Genomic DNA, 18,554 nt, shown 5'->3' with positions numbered 1-18,554 from the left:
CCCTGTCGGCCCTCCCCAGCCCCCCTGTCATGAGGGAGGGTTCCCTGCCCCCCGGTTATCAGGGAGGGGCGCTGGCCCCTCTTTGGATGGCGCCATGACCACGTCGACACGCCTTCGACTGCGCCGGGAATTTCATATAGACGGTATCGTGCAGGGGGTCGGCTTTCGCCCCTTCGTCTATGGGCTGGCGCTGCGCCACGGCCTTGCCGGCTATGTATTGAACGATGCCAATGGCGTCACCATCGGCGCCGAAGGATCCCCTGAGCAGCTCGCCAGCTTTGCCCGAGAACTGCGGGAACTGGCGCCGCCCTTGAGCCGTATCGATCATTTCAGCGAGCGGGAACTGCCTCGAGATCAGGATCCCGACTTCGATGGCCAATTTCATGGCCAGTTTCGAATTAAAGCCAGCCAGCAGCAGAGCGCTGCCACAGTCGCCATCTCGCCGGATCAGGGAATGTGTGAGGCGTGCGCCCGGGACGTGGCCAACCCCGCGGATCGCCACCACCACTACCCCTTTACCAACTGCACCCACTGCGGCCCGCGCTACACCATTATCCGCCGCCTCCCCTACGACAGACCCCACACCGCCATGGCAGGCTTTGCCATGTGCCGGCGTTGTGCGGCGGCCTATGAAAACCCGCTGGACAGACGCTACCACGCCCAGCCGGTGAGCTGCCCCGAGTGTGGTCCTCACCTCAGCTGGCGAAATAGCCGTGGCGATGCCCTGGCCGAGCGCGAGGATGCCCTGCACGAAGCTGCTCTCGCCCTGCAAGCGGGCGCCCTGATTGCGGTCAAGGGGATGGGGGGTTATCACCTGATGTGCGATGCTCGCAATGAACAGAGTGTTTCCAGATTACGAATGCTCAAACGGCGCGCGCGCAAGCCGCTGGCGGTGATGATAGGCTCCCTTGCCGAGGCCAAACTGTATGTCACCGGCAGCGAGGCAGAGTGGAAGATGCTCGCCTCTCAGGCCAGACCCATCACCTTGCTGCGCAAGCGCAAAAACGATGATCGGCACTCCGAATCCCAACAGACAACCGCGCCGCTGGCCGAGGGGATCGCCCCCGGCATCCCCTACCTCGGCGTCATGCTCCCCTATACCCCGCTCCATCAGCTGCTGCTGGACGCCTGCGCCATGCCGCTGGTGGCCACCAGCGCCAATGGTCGCGGCAGCCCAATCCTTATCGAGTACGAGGCGGTGGTCAGGGAACTCGGCAGCGAGATTGACGGCATCCTGGATCACAACCGCCCCATCCTGCACCCGTGCGACGACAGTCTGGTGCAGTGGGCCGGCGGGCGACGCCAGACGTTGCGCCTCGCCCGGGGCTATGCCCCCTGCACCCCCAGCTTGCAAGAGGCGGTCAAGGCGCCGCTTCTTGCAGTCGGGGCACAGCAGAAGAACCAGCTAGCGCTCGCCTTCGGCCGCCAGCGCATCTACAGCCCCTATATCGGCGATCTGCACAGCCTGCCGATGCAGGAGCACTTCGAGCAGACCCTGGCCACCTTTCGCGATCTCTACGATCTCAAGCCCGAACTGCTGGTGTCGGATCGCCACCCCGGCTACCTCAGCCACCAGTGGGCCAAGGGCTATTGCCGTGATCACAATGCAACCCATCTCGAGGTGCAGCACCATCACGCCCACCTGCTGGGGGTGATGGCCGAGCACAACATCACGGGCCCGGTGCTGGGGGTGGCCTTCGATGGCACCGGCCTTGGCGATGACGGCACCCTCTGGGGCGGCGAGCTGCTGCTGGCCGACGTTCAAAGCTTTACACGGGTTGCCCACCTCAAACCCTTCAAGCTGATCGGCGGCGAAGCGGCCATCCGCGAGCCGGTACGCCAGTTGCTGGGGCTGCTGTTTGAATCGCACAGCCCTGAGCAGATCGGTGCCCTCGATATTCCGTTGATCAAGCAACTGCCCGCTGGGCAGATCAACAATCTGCACCAACTCTGGCGCTTGGGTCGCAACGCCCCCCATACCAGTTCCATCGGTCGGCTGTTCGATGCGGTGGCGGCGCTGCTTGGGGTGATCGATACCCCCGATTACGAGGGCGAAGCGGGACTCTTGCTGGAGGCAGCCGCCTTGCAGCTGGCCCCCGATGAGCAGCCCTTTCCCCTCGCCTTTGATCTCAGCCAATCAGCGGAAGGGCCGCTGCAGATCGAGTGGAGGGAGCTCATCAATACCCTTGTCAGCGAGCGGCGCAAAGGCACCTCCACCGCCCGCCTGGCCGCCGGTTTTATCCGCGCTATCCGCAATCTGGTCATCGCCCTGGCCGAGCGCTTCCCCGGCTATCCGGTGGCGCTCGGGGGCGGCGTCTTTCAAAACCGGGTGCTGATGGACCAGCTGGTGCCCGCTCTCGAAGCGGCCGGCCGGCAGGTATTGACCAGCGAAACCCTGCCGCTCAATGACGGTGGCATCGCCGCCGGTCAGCTCTGGTTTGCCATCCACCATCTTGCTACGCACCAGCCTGTCACCACCGGTTGTGCCACCTTGTCGGAGTCCTGAAATCCATGTGTCTATCCATCCCCTCTCAGGTGGTGCAGCTGCACCCCGAAGATAACTGCGTCACCGTCGACACCCTGGGGGTGCAGCGGCGCGTCAGCTGCATGCTGCTCGAAGAGCCTCTCCAGGTGGGCGACTATGTGCTGCTCCATATCGGCTTTGTGATGAGCAAGATTGACGGAGAGGAGGCGCAGGCCAGCCTCGAGAGCTTCCGCCAGATGGTGGCCCTTATCCCTGCGCAGGATATCTTGCCATGCTGACCTTGAATGACCTCTTTCAGGGCTTTCGCCAGCCCGAGGTGATCCGCGCCCTCGCCGCCCAAATTAATGAACTGGCCAACGATCTGCCCGAACCGCTGCGGGTGATGGAGGTGTGTGGCGGCCATACCCACACCATCATGAAGTACGGCCTGCACCAGTTGCTGCCGGCCAGCATCGAGTTCGTTCACGGCCCCGGCTGCCCAGTCTGCATCATGCCCAAGGAGCGCATCGATCAGGCCATCGAGTTGGCGAGTCAACCGAATGTCATTCTGGTCACCCTGGGGGACATGATCCGGGTGCCGGGCTCCAAGGGCACGCTGGCCCAGCAGCGGGCCAAGGGGAGCGATATCTGCCCCGTCTATGACCCCCTCGACGCCCTGCGCATCGCCAAAGAGAACCCCGAGAAAACCGTGGTCTTCTTCGCCATCGGGTTCGAGACATCTACCCCGATGACCGCCGCCTTGCTGGCTGCCGCTGAAGAGCAAGGGGCCCTGAACCTGCTGTTTCATATCAACCATGTGCTGGTGCCCCCCGCCATTCATGCGGTGATGGCCGACGGCGTTGCCAAGGTGAACGCCTTTATCGGCCCCTCCCACGTCAGCGTCATCACCGGCGCCGATATCTACCTGCCCATCGTCGATCGTTATCAGGTACCGGTGGTGGTGAGCGGTTTCGAGCCGGTGGACGTGATGGAGGCGCTCTTGATGATGGTGCGCCAGAAGGTGGAGGGTCGCTACGCGCTGGAGGTGCAGTACAGCCGCGCCGTCACCGCCAGCGGCAATAAAGCCGCCCAGCGGATGGTCGAGCGCTTTTTCGAGACCCGTGAGCACTTTCGCTGGCGAGGCCTCGGCGATATCAACGCCTCCGCCCTGCGCCTGCGCGATGCCTTTGCCAAACGCGATGCGGAGCGCCACTTTCAACTCAATCAGACTCCCATCGATGACCACAAGGCGTGTCAGTGCGCCGATATCCTGCGCGGCCTGGTCAAGCCGAACCAGTGCAACGTCTTTGGCCGGGGCTGCACCCCGACCCAGCCCATGGGCAGCTGCATGGTCAGCTCCGAAGGGGCCTGCAATGCCTACTACCGATATATGGGGATCCAATGAGAGAAATTCAGTCAAGCCAAGGTGGTCGGGTGATGAGGAGAGATGAACCAGCCTGTTTCTGCAATCTTGTGGAGAACCAGACCCGATGAGAGAAATTCAGTTAAGCCACGGCGGCGGCGGTGTAGAAATGAACCAGCTGATCAACCAGCTCTTCTTTCGCCACTTTGGCAACGAGATCCTGCTGCGCGGTGAAGATGCCGCCCTGTTGCCGGTAGAGGGCCCCGTCGCCTTCACCACCGACAGCTTTACCGTCTCGCCGCTCTTCTTCGAGGGGGGCGACATCGGCAAGCTGGCCATCGCCGGCACGGTCAACGATCTCGCCATGATGGGGGCCAAGCCCGAGTATCTGAGCGCCAGCTTTATCATCGAGGAGGGCTTCCCCTACGCCGATCTCGCCCACATCGTCGAGTCGATGGCAGCAGAGCTTGCCAAGAGCGGCGCCCGCATCGTCTGCGGCGACACCAAGGTGGTGCCCAAGGGAGCGGCCGACAAGATCTTTATCAACACCAGTGGGGTAGGCACCTTCCCGTTGCCTGAGCAGAGCCGGGGCATCTCGGTACGCAACCTCAAGGCCGGTGACGCCATTCTGGTGTCGCGGGATATCGGCAGCCACGGCGCCTGCATCCTGATGGCCCGCGACGCCCTGCAACTGGGATCTGATCTCAAGAGCGACTGCACCACCCTCTGGCCGCAGGTAGAAGCGCTGCTAAAAGCGGGTATTACCCCTCACGCCCTGCGCGACGCCACCCGCGGCGGCCTTGCCGCCGTGCTCAACGAGTGGAGCAGCGCCTCCCAGGTGGCCATCGAACTGGAGGAGTCCGCCATTCCGGTGTGCGATCCGGTGCGGGGCCTCTGCGAGCTCTACGGTTTCGAGCCCCATGATCTCGCCAACGAGGGAACCATGGTGCTGGCCCTGCCCGCCGAACAGGCGCGGGACGCGCTGGGCATCTTGCGGCAATTCAACCCCGCCGCCAGCCATATCGGCGTGGTGCAGGCGAGCGATCGCCACAAGGTGATCTTGAACAACCCCTGGGGCAGCCGCCGTTATCTGGAGCTACCGCAGGGGGAGCTGCTGCCGCGGATCTGTTGAGCAACCATGCCGTTACGTCAATTACAGGGAGGAGTCACAGCTCCTCCCCATATCGGTTAAGGAGCCACCATGCACGAAATGTCTCTGGCCATGGCCGCCATCGATCTGGCGGCTGAACAGGCCACCCAGCGGGGCTTTACCAAGGTGACCGCCCTCTGGCTCGAGGTCGGCAACTTCTCCTGCGTCGACCCGGACACCATTGCCTTCTGTTTCGAGGCCGCCGCCAAGGGCACCGTGGCCCAAGGCGCCCAACTGCACTTTCAGCACCAGGCGGCAGAGGCCTGGTGTTACGACTGCAACCAGACGGTCACCCTCACCGAGCGCGGGCAGGCCTGTCCCGAGTGTGGTGGGTACAAATTACGAGTCGCGCAGGGTGATAGCCTGCGCATCACCGACATCGAGGTAAGTTGATATGTGTAGCGTATGCGGATGCGGCCAGGCGCGGATCGCCGGCCATGAGCACGATCATGAGCATCATCACGAACATGAACATCACCATGAACATGGTCATGAGCACGACCATCATCATGCTCATGACGCCCATCACCACCATGACCACGAGCAGAGTGCGCCGCGCCCCCTGATCATTCACCACCACTATCACCATCAGGGGGATGTCCATCACCACTACCACGGGGTGCGGGCTCCCATGAGCCATGAGGGGCATGATCACCCACACGACCATCATCATGAACATGCCCACTCTCATGACCACGGCCATTCCCACGCGCATCCCCATGATCACAGCCATGACCATGACCATGACCATGACCATGACCATGACCATGACCATGACCATGACCATGACCATGACCATCAGCAGGGTGATCTGCACTACGGCAAAGGGGAAGCTGGGTTGTCGGTGCCCGGCATGGGGCAGCGCCAGCTGATCGCCATCGAGATGGATGTGCTGGCCAAAAACAACGCGCTGGCCGCCCACAACCGCGAACACTTCGACGAGGCGGCCCAACTGGTGCTTAACCTGGTGTCGAGCCCGGGCTCGGGCAAGACCACCCTGCTGTGCGAAACCCTGCGCCGCCTCGAAGGCCTGCGCCCCTGCGCCGTCATCGAGGGGGATCAGCAGACCAGCGCCGATGCGGATCGCATCCGTGCCACCGGCGTCCCTGCCGTGCAGATCAACACCGGCAAGGGCTGCCATCTGGACGCCAAGATGGTGCACGATGCCTGCCACCAGCTGCCCGCCAATGAAGGGGGCATCCTCTTTATCGAGAACGTGGGCAATCTGGTCTGCCCCGCCAGCTTCGATCTCGGCGAGAAGTACAAGGTGGCGATCCTCTCCGTCACCGAGGGGGAAGAGAAGCCGCTGAAATACCCGGACATGTTCGCCGCCGCCCAGCTGATGGTGATCAACAAGACTGATCTGCTGCCCTACGTCAGCTTTGATGTGGCCCGCTGCATCGAGAACGCCAAACGGGTCAACCCCTATATCCAGGTGATCCAGGTCAGCGCCACCACGGGGGAAGGGATGGATGCCTGGCTCAACTGGCTGGCCAGTGCTTGAAATCAACCGGTTAAACGCCGCTGATAACGGTAGAAAACAAGAGAGGGAGGCTGATGCCTCCCTCTCTTTATTTACAAACCTTATCAGGCGTTCTCTCTATACCGAATGGCCCGCGCCTCATACTCGCGTCCCCTCACCCTGACCCTCTCCCCAGGGAGAGGGAACCGGTTTGTGGATGCCGCGACTATACGACGCCCTCAAACCCCTCAGGGGAGCTTCGAGCATAACAACCAGCCATATTTTCAAACCCAGAGGTTCTCCAAACCCTAAACCCCGAGCCTGGCGAAATGGCACCTTCTGCTCCCTTCCCCCCTTGCGGGAGAAGGGCTGGGGATGAGGGGGAACTAACCCTCAGGCCGCATTTTCAGCCAATACACCAGTCACGGGCTGCATCTCACCAAAGCGCAGCACCCGATGACAGATCTGACGCAGCAGTGCCTGCTGGTGACTGAAGACAAGCATGGCAAGGCCGCGCTGCTCGCATTCAACCATCAATTCACGCCAGAGTTGGCGCTGGATTTGCGGATCCAGCTGGGCGGTCACCTCGTCGGCAATGAGCAGACGAGTGCGGGGATCGAGGGCGCGCAGCAACGCGATGCGGGCCAGCTCACCACCGGAGAGCTGACCGGGTTTACGGCCGAGCCACTCAGGTTTGACCATAAAGCGGGCCAGCATGGCGTCATCGGGGCGCCACACATCCCACAGCGCCTGCCCGGTGGTGCGATAGGGATTGAAGGTGAGTTCCGGGTGCTGGGGCACCAGCTGCATAGGGTTATAACCTTTTACCTGTTCAGGCACCGGCTGCCCATCCAGCAGGATCTGCCCGCCGGCCCCAACCGGTTGCCAACCGGCCAATACCCGCCCCAACGTGGTCTTGCCATGGCCACTCGGCGCAGAGATGCCGAGCCGTTCGCCCGCTTTCACCGTCAGCGATAAACCCTGCCAGAGGGGACGTTCCCCCTGGGCGATAGTGAGATTTCGTACTTCCAACATCAGGAAACCTCCGGCACAAAGAAGAGCGCATTGAATTCCGGCAGCGCCTGCCACTGAATGTCTGCCGCGCAACACACGGCTAGTCTCAGAGATACCAACATCAGGAAACCTCCGGCGCAGGGAAGAGCACATTGAACTCCGGCAGCGCCTGCCACTGGGCTCTGAGCATCTCGCTCCCCTGCCCCTGGCGCAGATGGTGGCAACTCAGGGTGTCGCTCACTTGGCCCTGATGCAGCGCCACAATGCGATCGGCAAAGCGGGCCGCCAGCGCCAGATCGTGGGTCACCCAGAGGATGCCGCTACCCTGATTGGCCAATTCACGCAACTGGCCAAGCAGCAAACAGGCCAGCCCCTCGTCGAGCCAGGCGGTGATCTCGTCTGCCAGAATGTAGCGGGCACCGCCGAGCGCCGCAGTGCAGGCCAGAATGCGCTTGGCCATGCCGCCGGAGAGCTGGCGCGGGAATCTGTCCAGGGTGGTCGCGGGCAGCTGGTAGCGCAGCAGCTGCTCGCCGAGCCGCTCGCGAGAACCGCTCTGGCCGCAGAGGCGTGCCGCCCGTCCCAGCTGACGCTCCACCGTCAGCAATGGATTGAGGGCGCTTACCCCCTGTGCCACATAGCAGAGAGTGTGGCCGCGCAGACGGGCTCGGCTGGCGTCGCACAGGGGCACGCCATCGAGGGAGATGCTGCCGCGCATCCGCAGGTTGTCCGGCAGCAATGTCAGAGCGCTTTGCAACAGCAGGCTCTTGCCCTCGCCGCTCCCCCCCACCAGCGCCACTATCTCCCCCGGCGCCAGTTGCAGGCTGATATCGGTCAGCAAAGGCTGCCAGCTGCGCCGCCCCAGCCAGGAGTAGTGGGCCGCCTCTATGGTCACCTGATCAAAACTCAGCATGGTTCACTCCTGTGCCACAACAGCTGTTGCAAGGCGCGGGTAGCCTGATCAAACAGCAGAACCAGCAGCAGCAACATCAGCCCCGGGAAGAGCGCCAGCCACCAACCGCCACCGGCCAGATAACGCAGGGCATCGGCCAGCAGCAGGCCCAGCGAGGCCTCGTGGGCCGCCAGCCCAAAACCGAGAAAGCTCAAGGCCGCGCTGTGCAGCACCGCATGGGGAAACATCAGCAGGGTGCCGATAAACCACTGGGGCAACAGCCCCGGCAGCAGGTGGATGCGCCAGCGACGCAGCGCCCCCATCCCCTGACAGCGGGCCAGCACCACATAGTCGCTGCAGGCGATCCGCCGCGCTTCTGCGCAGAGAATGAGCGCCAACTTGGGCCAGTGGGTGAGCGCCACCGCCAGGATCACCCCGCGCATGCCGCCCCCCACGGTGAAGCAGATAAGGATCAAGAGCAGCATATGGGGCAGCGCCAGCATGGCGTCGATCACCATTCTCACCGCAGCATCGCATCTGGGATGGATGAGCGACACGCTTGCCGCCACCATGGCCAGCAGACCACTGCAGAGCGCCGTGCCTAGCCCAAGTTCCAGACTGGTGAGGGTGCCCTGAAAGGCGCGCAACCAGAGATCCCGCCCCATCTGATCGGTGCCGAACCAGTGGGTCAGCGAGGGAGGTTGCTGGCGCGCCAGCAGATCCATCGGCACATCCTGATGAGAGAGGATCCAGCCGTAAGTGGCCAGCAGCGCCAATCCGAGCAGGGCAAAAACCAGCCGCAGTATGGAGGGAAACGGGTTAAACAGCATGCTCACCCTCCCAACCCCGATTGATGCGGGCCAGCAGCAAACTGGCCACCGTGTTGCCAATAAAGACCAGCAGGGTGCAGAAGAGCACGATGCCCATCAGCAAGGGGATATCCCCCCGCAGCCCCGCATCCACAGTGGCCTGGCCGAGCCCCGGGTAGGAGAAGACCTTTTCGGCCAAGAGCGATCCGCCAATCAGCTCGCCAAGGGAGGCAAACTGCAGGCAGAGCGCCGGGGTCAGGGCGTGGCGCAGCACGTGAAAGCGCAGCATGGGCCAGCCGCCATCCCCCTGAGCGCGGGCGTAGCGGATAAAGTCGCTCTCCAGCACCTCGGCCACCCGCCCCCGGGTATGCAGGGCGATATTGCCCAGCCCCAGCAGGGCGAGCGTGGTGACCGGCAGCAGCAGATGACGCAACCGCATGGCCCAATCCGCCTCATCGGCAGCGAGCCCCGGCGTCCAGGCGCAGCAGACCGGCAGTAGCGGCCAGTACACCGCAAACAGGGCGAGCAGCAACAGGCCGACCCAGAAGGTGGGCAGGGAGGCGAGCAGGTAGGCAAAGCGGCAGATAAGTCGATCGGGCCAGCGATTGAGATAGCGACCGGCGCAGAGCCCAAGCAGGATGCCGAACAAGCCGGAGAGCAGCCAGGCGCCCGCCAGCAACAGGAAGGAGGCAGCAAAGCGCTGGCCTATTACCTCACCCACCGGTGCGTTATAGAGCATGGAGTAACCGAGATCCCCCCGCAGCACCTGGGTAAACCAGTGCCAGTAGCGCAGCCAGAGCGGTTGATCCAGCCCCCAGCGAGCGGCAATGCGGGCGTACTGCTCCGGCGGCACATGGAGCAGATCGTTGCCGATATAGGCCTTGATGGGGTCGATGGGGGAGTAACTCAGCAGCACAAAGGTGGCGACCGAGACCAGACATAACAGCCCTGCCAGACGCAGCAGGGCTTTTAGCAACAGATAACCTGAATGACTCAAGGGCGAACTTAACGGCACGTCCACCGCCAATCCTGCAGGTTGTTGAGCAAAAACCAGCTACCGTGGATCTCCGGCGCCCCCTTGCCAAGATCGATGCAACGGTTGGCGAGATAGGTGTGCTGCACATTGAGCAGCCAGGCCCAGGCCGCATCCCCCTGCACTCCGGCGCCGGTTTTGCCATCCCACTCCACCTGCTGCCAGAACGGCACTGCCGCCTGCCAGTTCGGGGCATCCAGCGCCTGCTTGAGGTGGCCATCCACCACCGGATTGCTGTAGTAGCCCGGGTTGTAGAACTCCACGCCACCGGAACCGCTCTGGTAGTGGTGATAGAGCTCCATGGGATCCAGACTCCCCCACCCCATCAGCACCGGATTGGCGTGCATCTCACGCTCCACCTGCTCCCAGCTGCCGGACTTGAGGCTCACCTCAAGACCGATGGGTTTGAGCATGGCCCGCACCGCTTCCGCCAGATCCCGGCGGGTGCTGTCGCCACTGGTGTACCAGAGGGTAAAGGCGGCGCGCAGGTCGCCCTTGTGGCGAATGCCGTCACTGCCCATCTTCCAGCCCGCCTCGTCGAGCAGGGCGTTGGCGTGGGCGGCATCGCCATCCTTGAAGGCGGTGGCTTTGTTTAGCCAGGGCAAGCCTTCTACCGCGCTATAGGCGGGGATGGCGTGCCCTTCCAGCAGTTGGTCGGCCAGCAACTTGCGGTCGATGGCGTAGTTGATGGCGCGGCGCACCGCCACGTCCGAGGTCACGTCGTTGCCGATGGGATAACCCTTGGCATCGTTTTTACCCGCTGGAGGAATGGGGAAGACGATGCCGCGGTTCTCCACGCTCGGCCGTACCCAGAGCTTGAGGGAAGCAGGCACGGTGGGCGCCAGTGACGGGGCGATACGCACCAGATCGAGTTGATTGCTCCGGGCGGCGGCATAGGCGCTCTCTTCATCGATAAAGACGAACACCAGCCGTTTGAAATCATTGTTGCCACCGGTGTAATAGGGGTTGGCCTCCACCACCAGTTGTTGACCGGGCAGGAAGCTCACCAGCCGGTAAGGGCCTGCGCCGACCGGCTCGCGAGCATAGCGCTTGGGATCGTAATCCTTCTTCGACACTATCCCAAGCGATCCCAGCACGTTGACGAAGGTGCTCTGGGGGGCGCTAAGAGTGATGGCAACCTCGGTAGGCGAGAGCACCTTGGCCGAGACAAAGTTGCCCATGTCGATCTTGCCGCCCCCCTGGGCTGCGCTGTTGTAGGTAAAGGCCACGTCTTCGGCGGTGAGGGGCGCGCCGTTGGAGAATGTCAGGTTCGGCTTGAGGCGGATAAGCCACCCCCTGCCATCCTGGTTCGGGGTCACCGATTGGGTGAGCACATTCTGCCAGCTGAGGTCGGCGTTTTGCTTGAGCAGCGGACTGTGCAGCAGCAGGTAGCTGCCGTGGCTCCAGCCAAGCAGCGGGTCAAACCCTTCGGTGGGCTCACTGCCAATGGCGAGCTTGAGTTCGGCGGGGACGGGCTGGGCAGCCAGCGCCATGGTAGAGAAACCGCCCGATAGCAGGGCCAGCAGGGGCAGTGCCCGCACCAGGACTGGCGCACCCAGCAGGCCATCGATGAGGCCATGTTCAATCTTCATCATGATCCTTGTTCCCAGGATTCACTCGCAGAGATGCAACGCCACCTCAATGAGGCGAGTGAGGGGCCCATGCCGGCCCCTGTGTCAAACTGACGCGCCCGGTTGTCGGCACGCCTTGGTCTCAGGACTTTCGTCCCCCGAACAGTCGTCGGCGCCCCAGATCCACGCCGCCCTCCCCCTGCTGCACCGGAAGCGAAAGCAGCATCTTGAGGGTGCTGCTCACCAGCGCCCGACCCTCGTCGGCCCCCAGATGCGGGTCGATGGGGGACATGAGCGAGCAGGCCAGCAACTGCCCCGTCTCGGGCAACTCCCCCACCATAAAGGTCAGGTTGCCGCAGGGGAGCTGCAGAGCGAGGCGTTCGCTACTGCTGCGCACCGGCCAGAGCTGATCCGGCCCCGGCAATACCACCACGCTCAACATCCAGGGGGTGAGCACGCAGCCGAGCCACTGATCTTCAAACAGGGTGCACTGCGCCACTATCGGCATGGCCGGGTGGTAGAACGGCAGGGCCTGCATCTCTTGCTGCGCGATCCGCTCGTATTGGGCCACCAGGCGCGGGGCTGGGTTCGCGGCAAAACCGGCAAACTCCTGCACCGGCTCGATCTTCTGCACATTCACTATCTCGGTCTCATTCACAATGGATTGCGCCATAGGCCCTCCCGCGCTCGCTCGGCCTTCTCCTGCTCGGAGAGCGGGATGGCCGGTGCTCCCAGGCTGGCCAGCAGGGTCAGGATCCGATCCGTCGCCTCCCCCATGGCAGCCGCCACCACGGGGGTGAGGCCGATGCGGGGTTCGAGGGATTCGGGCTCGACCCCGATCAGGGTGAGCCGCCTGGGGGACTCCCCCGTCATGTGCAGCGCCGAGAGCACGTCCGCCAGCCCCAGCTGATGGGGGGAGATCTTGCGACCGAACAGGGTCGGGATCGCTTCATCCTTCAGGGTCACCACGGTACCCGGCGGATTGCCGCTGCGCACCGCGTCCGCCAGGATGATGTGGTCGCGACTGGCCATCGCTTCGAGCAGCTCCATGCCGGCGGTGCCGCCGTCAAGCAGCTCGATGCCGGGGGCGAAACGGTAGTCGCGCTCCAGCCCCTCGACGATGCGAACCCCCACCGCCTCATCGCTCAGCAAGAGGTTGCCTACGCCCAGGATCAGGGTGTTCATCACAGCACCTTCACCTGAGTCACGTCGCCGCTCTGGGTATCCACCACGTGGACCGCGCAGGACATGCAGGGGTCGAACGAGTGAACGGTGCGCACCACTTCCAGTGGCTTGGCGGGATCCGCCACCGGGGTGCCCACCAGCGCCTGCTCGTAGGGGCCAGGTTCGTCGTTGAAGTTGCGCGGGCCCGAGTTCCAGGTCGACGGCACCACCGCCTGATAGTTCTCGATCTTGCCGCCCTTGATGACGATCCAGTGGGAGAGCATGCCACGCGGCGCCTCTTCAAAGCCCACCCCGCGAAACTCCTTGTCCGCCGGGATCTCTGCCTTGATGTAGGCGGTGGTGTCCCCCTTGCCGATGTTGTCCACCAGCGCCTTCCACTGATGTGACAGGGTGTCTTTGAGCACGCAGCAGCGCACCGCGCGACCGATGATGCGACCCATGGTGGAGTGCAGCTGTTCAGTCTTGATGGCAGAGCCGGTCAGCGCCTTGTAGAGGCCGTTCAGCTGATCGAAGTGCGCCACCGTCTCCGGGTGCTTGGCGGCCAGTTTCACAAGCAAGTCTGCGAGCGGCCCCACCTCCACCACCTTGCCGTAGAAGGTGGGGGATTTGACCCAGGAGTATTTGCCGTCATCCTGCCAGCCGGTGTAATCGGGCTCGGTCTTGCCCTCCCAGGGTTTGAGGGGCTCGTCATCCTTGTACCAGGCGTGCTTGTTGCTCTCGGCAATGCCATCCATCAGCCAGCCATCCTGATGGCTCTCGATGGGGCGATACCCCGCCAGATTGCCATTCTCGATGTAGCCACCGGGCATCAGGAAGCTACCGCCGTTACCGTCGGTGGGAAGCTCCGGCACGCTCAGGTAGTGCTTAGCCCCCTGCCCCAGGTTCAGCCACTCGGGGTAGTGGGCGGCTATGATGGCGGCATCCACCTTGTAGACCTGCTCGATGAACTCGCCGAGCCGATCGATAAAGCTCTTCACATAGAGCAGCCGCTCCAGGTTGAGCACACTCGGCGCATCCAGGTTAATAGGGTTGGCCACGCCGCCCACCGCCAAGTTCTGGATGTGGGGGGTCTTGCCACCGAGGATGGCGACGATGCGGTTGGCATCGCGCTGGCACTCCAGTGCCTGCAGGTAGTGGGCCACGGCGATAAGGTTCACCTCCGGGCTCAGCTTCATCGCCTTGTGACCCCAGTAGCCGTTGGCAAAGATGCCGAGCTGGCCGCTCGCCACCAGGGCGCGGATCTTCTCCTGCACCTTGGCGAGCTCCTCGGCGCTGTTGAGGGACCAGGTCGATACCCCCTTGAGCATGTCCGCCGCCTTCTGCGGGTTGGCCTCAAGGGCCGCGGTGATGTCCACCCAATCCAGCGCGGAGAGCTGATAGAAGTGGACGATGTGATCGTGGATGTTGTGGGCCGCGATGATGAGGTTGCGGATGTACTGGGCGTTGACCGGCACCTTGGCGCCGATGGCGTTCTCCACCGCCCGCACCGAGGCGATGGCGTGAATGGAGGTGCACACCCCGCAGATGCGCTGCACTATCATCCAGGCATCGCGCGGGTCGTTGCCCTTGACGATCTCCTCCATCCCGCGCCACATGGTGCCGGACGACCAGGCCTTGGTGACGACGCCGCCTTCGATTTCACAGTCGATACGCAGGTGACCCTCGATGCGGGTGATGGGGTCTATGGTGATACGTTGGCTCATACGTTGGCTTTCCCTCGGGCCTGATAATCTTGGTGAACACGTTCAAGTGATGGCAGTACCGGCAGCAGCCGGATCAGCAGCAAATAGGCACACACCTCGATGGCGACGAAGCCCAAGGAGATCAGCACTTCCGCCGCGGAGGGGAAGTAGTGGTAGCCATTGCCGGGGTTGAAGGCGAGCAGGGAGTAGTCCAGTCGCCAGAGAGCGGCGCCCAGCAGCATGCTGAGGGCCCCCAGGAACAACATGCGGGAATCCCGGCGGCTCTTGTCCCAGTGGAACACCAGCAGCGGGAAGATCATCAGCGCGATCTCGCTCCAGAACATCAAGGCGTAGCGATTCCACTCGGAGAGATACTCCGACTTGTCGTTGATGACGATCTCGGCAAAGCGCAGCGCCACGAACAGGATCAGGAAGATGTCGATCACCTGGGTCAGCTTGTAGAACAGCGACTTCTCGTTGGGGCCGCGCCCCGCCAACCCCGCCTGCACCAGGGAGCCTTCAAACACCACGATGGAGAAGCCCATGATGAAGGCAGTCAGAAGCGAAAAGACTGGCAGCAGCTCGTAGCTTTGCCAGAGCGGATGGATCTTCTCCCCCGCCACTATCATCAGGGATCCCATGGAGGATTGGTGCATGGTGGGCAGCAGGGCCCCCAGCGCCAGAATGAAGAACATGATCTTGTTGAGACGCGCCATGGAGGTTTTCCAGCCGAACTTCTCCAGGAGCACGGGCGCAAACTCCAGCGCCATCACCCCGATATAGATCGTCATGCAGACCGCCGTCTCGAACAGCACCGAAGAGGTGTTGAAGTGACCGGGCAGGTAGAAATAGGGCAGGTTCCAGTAACGGCCGACGTCGATGGTGATGGAGAGGCCGCCCAGGGAATAGCCGAACAGGCTCGCCAACAGGGCCGGCCTGACCAGGGGGTGATACTCCCCCCGGTTGAACACATAGACCGCCCAGGCCAGCGCCCAGCCGCCGCAGGCAAAACCGGTGCCGATCAGCAGATCGAACGAGATCCAGAGCCCCCAGGGGTAACCCCCGTTGAGATCGGTGACCGAACCCAGTCCGAAGACGAGGCGTTTCAAGATCAACATGCCGCACAGCACGGCGAAGGGGGCCAGCACCAGTACCGGCCAGCTGACCAGCCTGCCCCCCAGCGGATGTGCCTTGTGATTACTCATGATCCTTGCCTCCCTTTACCGAGCCCTGATCCGGATGACTGTCAGGCCCATGGCCCTCGTCATCATGGTGATCCTGGCCATTTTTCTTGCTGTTGCGGCGAATGAGCACCGAGAGCCCGGTCAGCACCACCATGGGCAGCACCATCCCCTTGTAGAGGGTGTGCTGGATATGTTCGGAGCGGGCCCCGGAGGAGAGCTCCGGCAAGTCGGGCATGTCGAGCCTGGCGTAGGGCACCCCGGCCAGCACCAGCACCTGGGTGCCGCCCCCCTCCTTCTCGCCATAGACGTAAGGTTGGTAGTTGGGTACCTGGTGCAGGTAAGGGTCATTGGCTAAGAGGGTCTGGCGCGGGTAGGCATATTCGCTGCCCGGGGTGGCCAGCAGCCGGCGCTTGGCTTCGGCCATCAGCGCCTCGCGGGTGCCGAAGATGACGGCGCCGGTGGGGCACACCTCGACGCAGCCGGGCAATTTGCCCTGATCAATGCGCTCAAGCCCCTTCTGGTTGCAGAGCTCGCACTTGTGGATCGCCCCGAACGGGTTGTCGTAGTCATATTTGGGCACATCGAACGGGCAGCCCACCATGCAGTAGCGGCAGCCGGTGCAGACGTCCGGGTCGTAATGGACGATGCCTGTCTTGGGATCCTTGGTCAGCGCCTGCACAGGGCAGACGGAGACGCAGTTGGGATCGACACAGTGCATGCACTGCTTCTTGATGTAGGCATAGCCATCCACCAGCTGATCCTTGTGCTCGCCGGTGCCGCTCTTCCACACCTGAATGATGTTGTTGGTGTAGGGGCTCAGCTTGTCGTTGTTGGACCAGGTCGCTTCCCCGGCCGGATTGACCGGGTTGCCGTTGAGGCGCTGACACTCCGCCACACAGGCCTGGCAACCGATGCAGAGGGTGGAGTCGTAGAGCATGCCGAGCGCACCGGGAATGGGCGGCTTGTTCTCGGCCGCCGCCAGCGCGGTGCCGGAAACGGTGGTGCCCGCCGCCAGCGCACCGACGGAGGCGAATTTGAGAAAATTGCGTCTGTTCACGGTCACTCCTCCCGTGATGAGTGCTGTCCGGCTTCATGGCGCTTCTGCTGGCGACCGAGCTCGCGCACCGTCATCAGACTCACCCCGACCAGCACCCCGAGCGCCCCACCGATAAGGCCGGTGGCGGTGGGCGACATGTGTCCTCCCTCCTGGATGGCCACGTCGGGCTTGTTCACCCGCGGGGTGGGATTCTCCACCTTGGCGAGCTGGAAGATCCCCTTGCTGAACCCCACCCCCTGCTCGTTGCAGCCGTAGCAGGGGTGGCCGATGCCCACCGGCCAGATGCCGCCGCCCACGTCGCAGAACTCCAGGGTCGAGCAGTTGCCGTAGGTCTCCGGCCCCTTGCAGCCCAGGTGATAGAGACACCAGCCCTGACGGTGGCCCTCGTCGCCAAACTCCTTGGCGAAACGGCCGGCGTCGAAGTGCGGACGACGCTCGCAGTTTTCGTGGATGAGCCGCTCATAGGCAAACAGCGGCCGCTTCTTGGCATCGAGCGCCGGCAGCTTGCCGTAGGTGATGTAGTAGGCGACCGTGGTGAGGAAGTTGTGGGGGTTGGGCGGGCAGCCCGGGATATTGATAATCGGCGTGCCGAGGTTGCCGAGGGCCTCTTCCAGGCTGACGGCGCCGGTCGGGTTGCCACCACTGGCAGGCACCCCGCCCCAGGCGGCGCAGGAGCCGATGGCGATGACGGCGGCCGCATCGGCAGCCGCGCGGCGAATATGGTCGACGATGGGTTCACCGGCCACCATGCAGTAGATGCCGCCATCTTTAAGCGGGATGGAACCATCCACCACCAGCACATACTTGCCCTTGTAGCGTTCGATGGCATTGTGCTTGTTCTCTTCGGCCTGATGACCGAAGGCCGCCGAGAGCACCTCGTGATACTCCAGCGAAATGGTGTTGAGGATCAGGTTCTCGATGGTGGGGTGGGTGGCGCGCAGCAGCGATTCGGTGCAACCGGTACACTCCTGCGCCCCTATCCAGATCACCGGCGGCCGCTCGGGGCTGGTGAGCGCGGTGGCCATCTTGGCCACGGCATGCTGGCTTAATCCCAGAGTTGCGGCCATCCCGGCGCACAATTTCATAAAGTCACGGCGATTAATTCCATGAGCCGATAAAAAAGTATCCTCGACCATTTTTCTTATTCCCGTCAGTGAGCATTGTTTGACAAATGCTTAATTGCGGGAATGCTATGCCTCCCCCTCCCCCTTTATGTTGATCTCCATCAAGTGACGGAACATTATTCAAATAGAAAACTCATCATCATGGATTTAAAAAATCCATATATAGCATAGACTTAGAAAGCATGGCGTGGGCCACCAAAATACCCACTAGGGGGTATTTTTGCGTGTTATTGAATTTAATTCATTTAAATTACCCGTTAGTTCGTGATGTTAAATAATCAGAATGAAAGCGTTGTCACACTATTTGATCCAATATTTATGCTACCAGTTACAGGCTTTTTTCCGCGTCAGAAGTAGCTAAAAACATATACCTTTAAATTTTATTTAATTATATATCACCAACCAAAATGAACGCGCAAACGATATTTATTATCAGCTTTTCATGTACAGGACCTTAAGCGTTGAGTCCCTTTAAAACTCCTTCCAAGGTCCTGTTCTGTATCGATTTTCTCTGCTTGGTTCGGCAAGCGTTCTTGGCCAAATAATCAGCTGCCCATTCCAGTCTTT

General features: G+C 62.4%; 18 protein-coding genes. 6 read left to right on the top strand and 12 right to left on the bottom strand.

Annotation, left to right across the window (positions count from 1 at the left end; genetic code table 11):
• Positions 1-94 precede the first annotated feature (94 nt).
• The 5 genes from hypF to hypA all read left to right on the top strand — a co-directional run bounded on the left by hypF (position 95) and on the right by hypA (position 5,370).
• Positions 95-2,506: a carbamoyltransferase HypF gene (gene hypF / locus HKD46_RS07510; protein WP_139700884.1), complete on the top strand. Its 2,412-nt coding sequence runs from the start codon at positions 95-97 to the stop codon at positions 2,504-2,506.
• Positions 2,507-2,511: 5 nt separating this feature from the next.
• A complete protein-coding gene (locus tag HKD46_RS07505; protein WP_139700882.1) occupies positions 2,512-2,763 on the top strand; it encodes a HypC/HybG/HupF family hydrogenase formation chaperone in 252 nt (83 codons plus the stop codon).
• A complete protein-coding gene (gene hypD / locus HKD46_RS07500) occupies positions 2,757-3,869 on the top strand; it encodes a hydrogenase formation protein HypD (protein WP_139700880.1) in 1,113 nt (370 codons plus the stop codon). Before HKD46_RS07505 ends, hypD begins: the two co-directional genes overlap by 7 nt.
• Before the next feature lie 85 nt (positions 3,870-3,954).
• A complete protein-coding gene (gene hypE, locus HKD46_RS07495; protein ID WP_171865086.1) occupies positions 3,955-4,959 on the top strand; it encodes a hydrogenase expression/formation protein HypE in 1,005 nt (334 codons plus the stop codon).
• 69 nt (positions 4,960-5,028) lie between these two features.
• Positions 5,029-5,370: a hydrogenase maturation nickel metallochaperone HypA gene (gene hypA, locus HKD46_RS07490; RefSeq protein WP_139700876.1), complete on the top strand. Its 342-nt coding sequence runs from the start codon at positions 5,029-5,031 to the stop codon at positions 5,368-5,370.
• On the opposite strand, the gene HKD46_RS21310 is transcribed toward hypA, so the two are convergent.
• Positions 5,348-5,728, bottom strand: a complete 381-nt coding sequence (locus HKD46_RS21310) for a hypothetical protein (RefSeq protein ID WP_234887563.1) — start codon at positions 5,726-5,728, stop codon at positions 5,348-5,350. The genes hypA and HKD46_RS21310 overlap by 23 nt on opposite strands.
• Here HKD46_RS21310 and hypB point away from each other — a divergent pair.
• Positions 5,609-6,481, top strand: coding sequence for a hydrogenase nickel incorporation protein HypB (hypB, locus tag HKD46_RS07485; RefSeq protein ID WP_221413907.1), 873 nt, complete (start codon positions 5,609-5,611; stop codon positions 6,479-6,481). The genes HKD46_RS21310 and hypB overlap by 120 nt on opposite strands.
• 351 nt (positions 6,482-6,832) lie before the next feature.
• Here hypB and HKD46_RS07480 read toward each other — a convergent pair whose 3' ends face one another.
• The 11 genes from HKD46_RS07480 to hybO form a co-directional block, all read right to left on the bottom strand.
• A complete protein-coding gene (locus HKD46_RS07480; protein WP_139700871.1) occupies positions 6,833-7,474 on the bottom strand; it encodes an ATP-binding cassette domain-containing protein in 642 nt (213 codons plus the stop codon).
• A gap of 100 nt (positions 7,475-7,574) precedes the next feature.
• Positions 7,575-8,363 (bottom strand): ATP-binding cassette domain-containing protein, encoded by a 789-nt coding sequence (locus HKD46_RS07475; RefSeq protein WP_139700869.1) that lies wholly within the window; start codon positions 8,361-8,363, stop codon positions 7,575-7,577.
• On the bottom strand, positions 8,357-9,172 hold the full coding sequence (locus tag HKD46_RS07470; protein ID WP_139700868.1) for an ABC transporter permease: 816 nt from the start codon (positions 9,170-9,172) through the stop codon (positions 8,357-8,359). Before HKD46_RS07470 ends, HKD46_RS07475 begins: the two co-directional genes overlap by 7 nt.
• Positions 9,162-10,172 carry an ABC transporter permease gene (locus tag HKD46_RS07465; RefSeq protein WP_139700866.1) on the bottom strand — a complete coding sequence of 337 codons (1,011 nt, stop codon included), beginning with the start codon at positions 10,170-10,172 and terminating at the stop codon, positions 9,162-9,164. The genes HKD46_RS07470 and HKD46_RS07465 overlap by 11 nt, the downstream gene beginning before the upstream one ends.
• On the bottom strand, positions 10,157-11,776 hold the full coding sequence (locus tag HKD46_RS07460) for an ABC transporter substrate-binding protein (RefSeq protein ID WP_139700864.1): 1,620 nt from the start codon (positions 11,774-11,776) through the stop codon (positions 10,157-10,159). The genes HKD46_RS07465 and HKD46_RS07460 overlap by 16 nt, the downstream gene beginning before the upstream one ends.
• Positions 11,777-11,897: 121 nt before the next feature.
• Positions 11,898-12,428, bottom strand: a complete 531-nt coding sequence (gene hybE, locus HKD46_RS07455) for a hydrogenase-2 assembly chaperone (RefSeq protein ID WP_139700862.1) — start codon at positions 12,426-12,428, stop codon at positions 11,898-11,900.
• Positions 12,410-12,940 carry a HyaD/HybD family hydrogenase maturation endopeptidase gene (locus HKD46_RS07450; protein WP_139700860.1) on the bottom strand — a complete coding sequence of 177 codons (531 nt, stop codon included), beginning with the start codon at positions 12,938-12,940 and terminating at the stop codon, positions 12,410-12,412. Before HKD46_RS07450 ends, hybE begins: the two co-directional genes overlap by 19 nt.
• On the bottom strand, positions 12,940-14,643 hold the full coding sequence (gene hybC / locus HKD46_RS07445; RefSeq protein WP_139700858.1) for a hydrogenase 2 large subunit: 1,704 nt from the start codon (positions 14,641-14,643) through the stop codon (positions 12,940-12,942). The genes HKD46_RS07450 and hybC overlap by 1 nt, the downstream gene beginning before the upstream one ends.
• Positions 14,640-15,827 carry a Ni/Fe-hydrogenase cytochrome b subunit gene (gene hybB, locus HKD46_RS07440; protein WP_139700856.1) on the bottom strand — a complete coding sequence of 396 codons (1,188 nt, stop codon included), beginning with the start codon at positions 15,825-15,827 and terminating at the stop codon, positions 14,640-14,642. Before hybB ends, hybC begins: the two co-directional genes overlap by 4 nt.
• The gene (hybA, locus tag HKD46_RS07435) at positions 15,820-16,863 is read right to left on the bottom strand and encodes a hydrogenase 2 operon protein HybA (RefSeq protein ID WP_139700855.1); all 1,044 of its coding nucleotides are present in this window, start codon (positions 16,861-16,863) and stop codon (positions 15,820-15,822) included. Before hybA ends, hybB begins: the two co-directional genes overlap by 8 nt.
• A gap of 2 nt (positions 16,864-16,865) precedes the next feature.
• A complete protein-coding gene (gene hybO, locus HKD46_RS07430; protein WP_042008183.1) occupies positions 16,866-17,999 on the bottom strand; it encodes a hydrogenase 2 small subunit in 1,134 nt (377 codons plus the stop codon).
• Positions 18,000-18,554 lie beyond the last annotated feature (555 nt).

The sequence above is a fragment of the Aeromonas sp. TW 6 genome (genome assembly GCF_013168745.1).
Classification (GTDB): Bacteria; Pseudomonadota; Gammaproteobacteria; order Enterobacterales; family Aeromonadaceae; genus Aeromonas; species Aeromonas caviae.
This window is presented reverse-complemented; position numbering and strand designations above follow the sequence as displayed.